Here is a 5,563-nt window from a genome sequence, read left to right as displayed (position 1 = left end):
CTGCAGATCGCCGTGAACTACGCCAACGACTACTCCGACGGCGTGCGCGGCACCGACGACCATCGCGTCGGCCCGGCGCGACTCACCGGATCGGGCGCGGCGAAGCCCCGCCACGTGCTCGCGGTGGCGCTCAGCTTCTTCGCGCTGGCCGCACTGGCGGGACTCGCGCTCGTCATCGTGACCCAGCAGTGGTGGCTGCTCGCCGTCGGCGCCGTCGCCATCGTGGCCGCGTGGTTCTACACCGGCGGCAAGCGCCCCTACGGCTACTACGGCCTGGGCGAGCTGTTCGTGTTCGTGTTCTTCGGCCTCGTGGCGACGGCCGGATCGGCCTACGTGCAGGCGCTCGACGTGAACCTCGAGGCGTGGCTCGGCGGCGTGGGCGCCGGCCTCATCGCCTGCGCGGTGCTCATGGCCAACAACCTCCGCGACGTCGCGCAGGACAAGGCCGCGGGCAAGCGCACCCTCGCGGTGCTCGTCGGTCCGCTCGCGGGCCGCATCCTGTTCGCCGTGTTCATGCTCGTGCCGTTCGCGATCGTGGTGTTCTTCGCGCTGTTCTACCCCACGGCGTGGCTCGTGCTGTTCGGCCTGCTGCTCGCGCTGCCGGCGTCGGCGATCGTGCTGTGGTCGAAGACGCCGCGCGAGCTGCTGCTCGCCCTCCAGCTGGCGAGCTTCACCGCGCTCGTCTACGGCGTGGGCTTGGGACTCGCGTTCGGGCTCTGACCGTCGATCGCGGCGTCCTCCTCCTCGTCGTCGGCCCGGGCGACCGGCGCCTCGCGGTGCCGCGCGCTGTAGAGGTCGGTCGACATCGACTCCCGGGCCCGGCGCAGGAAGATCAGCGACGCGCTCAGCCCGAACAGGGCGGCGACGGCCGCGGAGATCCACGGGTTCACGCCCACGGCGAGCAGCACGGCGAGCGGCACCGCGAAGAGCAGGATGCGCAGCGCGGTGTACCAGATCCAGACGGGCACGGATTTCACCTTGACAGTGTAGGTCGCCGCCCCTGAGCGCTCTCACAGCCGCAGCGGCCCCGGACGCGCCTACACTGAGGGAATGGCCCGGCTGCTCTTCGGACTCGGCGTCGCCGCCGTGATCTTCACGATCTACGCCGTCGCCGACTGCGCGTTCTTCGATCGCTCGCGCATCCGGGGCCTGCGCCGCGGCTGGTGGATCGTCGTGATCCTCTTCGTGCCGATCATCGGCGGGCTCCTGTGGTTCATCATCGGCCGCGGGCGGGCGAACCGCGTCGGCCCGTCGCGCGGCGGTGCGATCGCCCCCGACGACGACGCCGACTTCCTGCGCCGCCTCCGCACCGACGCCGAGCAGGACGAGCGCATCCGCCGCCTCGAGCAGGAACTGGCCGAACTCGACGCCGACGACACCAAGGGCTCCGGCCCGGGTCGCGCCCCCGGCGCCGCCACGCCGCCCGACGGCACGCGCGGCTCAGATCGCAAGCGTCCCGACGCACCCGACGCCCCCGGTGAGGTCGGGCCCTCCGGGCGACCGAATGGCTGATCCGGCGCCCCACCCGGTGCAGGCCGGGCGGAGCCCCGCGAGCGACGCCGCGATGGCGCTCCTCAGCGCCTTCGTGCGCGAGGGCGTGCGCGACGTCGTGGTCGCGCCGGGCTCCCGTTCGCAGGCGCTCGCGCTCGCCGCGGCCGAGCTCGAGCGCGTCGGCGCCATCCGCCTGCACGTGCGCATCGACGAGCGCGGCGCGGCGTTCCTGGCCCTCGGCACGGCGGTCGAGTCGGGGCGTCCGGCACTGATCGTCACCACGTCGGGCACCGCGGTCGCGAACCTGCACCCTGCGGTGCTCGAGGCGCATCACTCGGGCGTCCCGCTGATCGTCTGCTCGGCCGACCGACCGGCCGAGCTCCGCGGCATCCGCTCGAACCAGACGACCATGCAGCCGGGCATCTTCGCCGGCGCGGTGCGACTCGAACGCGACGTGCCGGCACCCGAGGGCGCGCCGGGCGAAGCGGATGCCGCGGCCGCCGTCGCCCGTGAGGCCGTCGCCGCGGCACTCGGCCGCGACGCGTCGGGCGATCCGGTGCCGCACCCTGGCCCCGGGCCGGTGCACGTGAACCTGCAGTACCGGGAGCCGCTCTCGGCCGTGCTGACCCTCGACGTCGCGCCGCGCGCCGAGGAGCCCTGGACGACACCCGCCGAGGCGCCCCGGCCGGGCGGCCCCGTCATCGAGCACGGCCCCCGCACGATCGTCGTTGCCGGGGCGGGCGCCGGTCCGGCCGCCGAGGAGTTCGCGCGCGATGGCGGCTGGCCGCTCATCGCCGAAGTCACGAGCGGCGCGCACTTCGGGCCGAACCTCGTCGTGGCCTATCGCGAACTCCTGCGCGAGCCGGGATTCGGCGACGCCGTCGAGCGGGTCGTCGTCTTCGGGCATCCGACGCTCTCGCGCGAAGTTCCCGCGCTCGTGCAGCGCGACGGGGTCGAGGCCATCGTCGTCGCGCCGACCGGCATCGAGTGGTACGACCCGGGCCGGCGGGTGCGGCGATTCGAGCGAGCGGTGCGCGCGGCCGCGCACGAACCCGACGCCGACGAGCGTGCGTGGACGGGCCGGTGGGTGCGGGCGAGCCGCATGCTGGTCGACGAGGCCGTGCCGGCCGCGGCATCCGTGCGCAGCGGGGTCGACGAGACCGGGCACGTCTCCGACTTCTCCGCGCAGCGGGAGTACATGCGTGCGCAGCTCGCCGCGGTGCGCGCTCCGGTCACGCGGCGGATGCTCGTCGACGCGGTGTGGGCCGCGACCTGGCCGCACGATCGCCTCGTGTTCGGGGCGTCCCGACTCATCCGCGACGCCGACCGCGCGGTGCCCGGCCGACGCATCCCGGTGCACGCGAACCGCGGCCTCGCCGGCATCGACGGCACGGTCGCGACGTCGCTCGGCATCGCGATCGCCAGCCAGGCGCCGGCACCGGGCGAGTCGCAGGCTCCGGATGCCGCGGCGCCGGCCGTCCCCGCCCGCACGGGCGTGACCCGCGCCCTCATCGGCGACCTCACCCTGATGCACGACGTGGGATCGCTGCTGCTCGGACAGGGCGAGCCGCGCCCGCGCCTGCAGCTCATCGTGGGCAACGACGGCGGCGGCACGATCTTCGACGCGCTCGAGGTGGCCGGGTCGGCCGCGACCGAGGCGTTCGACCGGGTGCAGTTCACGCCGCACGCGGTCGACCTCGCGGCGCTCGCGGGCGCCTACGGGTGGGCCTACGCCCGCGCGACGACCCGTGGCGAGCTCGATGAGGCGCTCACCGGCCGGGTCGACGGTCCGCAGGTCGTCGAGGTGCCGCTGCCGCGCTGAGCTCGGGTCGCGCACCGTATCAGACTCCACCGCACATCCGTCGACCCGCGTCGAGCCCTTGCCGCGGCATCCGCTCTGTCGACAGGATGGACCCGGGCGACACGGCGTCGCACGAAGGAGTGTGACATGAGCCACGAGTCGTACTGGCGCGAGGACCCGACCGGACTGCTGCGAGTGGACCCGGGATTCATCCTCCTCGAGTCGCCGACCGACGCGACCCCGGGGTTCGACGGCAACAAGAAGGCAGGGCGCGCCGCCCTGAAGGAGGGCGCACTGGTGCTCACCGACCTGCAGGAGAAGCTGTTCGCGCACCACCAGACCGGCGACGACGGCCGGCGCATCCTGCTCGTGCTCCAGGCCATGGACACCGCCGGCAAGGGCGGCATCGTGAAGCACGTCATCGGCAACGTCGACCCGCAGGGCGTGCAGCTCGCCTCCTTCAAGGCCCCCTCCGAGGAGGAGCAGAAGCACGACTTCCTCTGGCGCATCCGCAAGCAGGTGCCCGAGGCCGGCATGATCGGCGTGTTCGACCGGTCGCACTACGAGGACGTGCTCATCGCGCTCGTGCGCGAGCTCGCGTCGCCCGAGGAGATCGAGCGCCGCTACGGCGCCATAAACGAGTTCGAGGCCGAGCTGGTGGCCGCGGGCACGACGATCATCAAGGTCATGCTGCACATCTCGCCCGACGAGCAGAAGAGGCGCCTGATGGACCGACTCGAGCGGCCCGAGAAGCAGTGGAAGTACAGCCCCAACGACGTCGAGGAGCGGATGCTCGGGCCGAAGTACCAGGAGGCCTACCAGGCGGCATTCGATCGCACCGCGACGCCGATCGCGCCCTGGTACGTCGTGCCGGCCGACCACAAGTGGTACGCGCGCCTGGCGGTGCAGCACCTGCTCATCCAGGCGCTCGAGGCGCTCGAGCTCGAGTGGCCGCTGCCCGACTACGACGTCGAGACCGAGAAGCTGCGGCTGCTCGCGAGCTGAGCGCGGTGCGTCAGCCGCCGAACGCCTCGACGATCGGCCGGAACTTCATGACGGTCTCGGCGAGCTCGTCGGCGGGCCGGGAGTCGTGGACGATGCCGCACCCGGCATATGCCGCCACGGTGCCGTCGGGCTCCACCTGTGCGCAGCGGAGCGCAATGGCCCATTCGCCGTCGCCGTCGCCGTCGATCCAGCCGACCGGCCCGGCGTAGCGGCCCCGGTCGAAGCCCTCGAGCTCGGCGAGCACGCGCAGCGCGACCCGGCGTGGGGTGCCGGCGACCGCTGCGGTCGGATGCACCGCCTGCACGAGGTCGAGCGAGCTGGAGCCGTCGCCGAGGGTGCCCTTGAGGTCGGTCGCGAGGTGCCAGAGGTTCGGCAGCTGCAGCGTGAAGGGCTCGGGGCTCGCGTCGAGGCGGGCGGTGTGCGGGGCGAGCCGCTTCACCGCGCTCGCCACGGCGAGGGCGTGCTCGGCGAGGTCCTTCGGCGAGGCGGCCAGGGCGGTGGCGCGTTCGCGGTCGGATGCCTCGCCGGCGCCCCGCGATGTCGTGCCGGCGAGGACGCGTGCCGAGACCGTGCCGTGGTCGACGCGCACGAGCGTCTCGGGGCTCGCCCCGATGAGCCCGTCGACGGCGTAGACCCAGGTGTCGGGGTAGTCCTCGGCGAGGCGGGTGATGGTGGCGCGGAGGCCATCCTCCTCGTGCAGCTCGCCGAGCAGCTGCCGGGCGAGCACCACCTTCTCGAGCTCGCCGGCGTCGATGCGGCGCACGGCCTCGGCGACGGCGGATTCGTATGCCTCGGGCGGCACGGCTCCGGGGGTGAATGCCACGCGCGGCACGCGGCGCTTGGGCGCCGGCTCGGGGATGGCGAGCGGCACGGTGGCCGCGGCATCCGCACCGCCGTCGTCGCCCCGGTCGCCCGAGGTGCCAGCAGCACCCGACGTGAGCGTGATGCGGGTGACCCACGCGCGGCCGTCGCGGCGGCCGAGCACCAGCTCGGGCACGACGAGCACGCTCGACGAGGCGGACTCGTCGGCGAACGCGAACGCGCCGAACGCCACGAGCCCCGTGCCGGGCAGCCCCACGCGGTCGTCGACGTCGGCGTCGGCGGCGAGGTCGGTCCAGGCCGCCGCGGCGTCCTTCACGCGGGAGGGCCCGCTCGTCTCGACGCGCAGGGTCTCGCCGAGGCCCACGATGCCCTCACCGCGACGCATCCAGAGCAACGGATGCCGCGGGTCGGCGCGCGGGATGAGCGGCGCGAGCTCCTCGACCG

6 protein-coding genes are annotated in these 5,563 nt (G+C 73.8%); 4 read left to right on the top strand and 2 right to left on the bottom strand.

Annotation, left to right across the window (positions count from 1 at the left end; all coding sequences use genetic code 11):
- Positions 1–720: 1,4-dihydroxy-2-naphthoate polyprenyltransferase (locus tag AC1DY2_RS14405; protein ID WP_476763051.1), on the top strand; the 720-nt coding region annotated here is incomplete at its 5' end.
- Here AC1DY2_RS14405 and AC1DY2_RS14400 read toward each other — a convergent pair.
- Positions 684–977: a DUF4229 domain-containing protein gene (locus tag AC1DY2_RS14400; RefSeq protein WP_309974849.1), complete on the bottom strand. Its 294-nt coding sequence runs from the start codon at positions 975–977 to the stop codon at positions 684–686. The genes AC1DY2_RS14405 and AC1DY2_RS14400 overlap by 37 nt on opposite strands.
- Positions 978–1,050: 73 nt before the next feature.
- Between AC1DY2_RS14400 and AC1DY2_RS14395 the strand changes: the two genes are divergently transcribed.
- The 3 genes from AC1DY2_RS14395 (at position 1,051) to AC1DY2_RS14385 (ending at position 4,297) form a co-directional block, all read left to right on the top strand.
- Entirely contained in the window at positions 1,051–1,512 is a 462-nt protein-coding gene (locus AC1DY2_RS14395; RefSeq protein WP_476763050.1) for a PLD nuclease N-terminal domain-containing protein, read from the top strand.
- Positions 1,505–3,313 carry a 2-succinyl-5-enolpyruvyl-6-hydroxy-3-cyclohexene-1-carboxylic-acid synthase gene (gene menD, locus AC1DY2_RS14390; RefSeq protein ID WP_476763049.1) on the top strand — a complete coding sequence of 603 codons (1,809 nt, stop codon included), beginning with the start codon at positions 1,505–1,507 and terminating at the stop codon, positions 3,311–3,313. Before AC1DY2_RS14395 ends, menD begins: the two co-directional genes overlap by 8 nt.
- A 126-nt stretch (positions 3,314–3,439) precedes the next feature.
- Positions 3,440–4,297 carry a PPK2 family polyphosphate kinase gene (locus tag AC1DY2_RS14385; protein ID WP_476763048.1) on the top strand — a complete coding sequence of 286 codons (858 nt, stop codon included), beginning with the start codon at positions 3,440–3,442 and terminating at the stop codon, positions 4,295–4,297.
- A 10-nt stretch (positions 4,298–4,307) separates the two neighbouring features.
- Here AC1DY2_RS14385 and AC1DY2_RS14380 read toward each other — a convergent pair.
- Positions 4,308–5,563, bottom strand: a 1,256-nt coding sequence (locus AC1DY2_RS14380; protein ID WP_476763047.1) for an isochorismate synthase, incomplete at its 5' end; no start/stop codon positions are given.

The organism is Agromyces sp. P1_H4 (genome assembly GCF_056405255.1).
The sequence above is the reverse complement of the archived record's forward strand: the minus strand, read 5'-3'. Positions and strand labels throughout refer to the sequence as shown.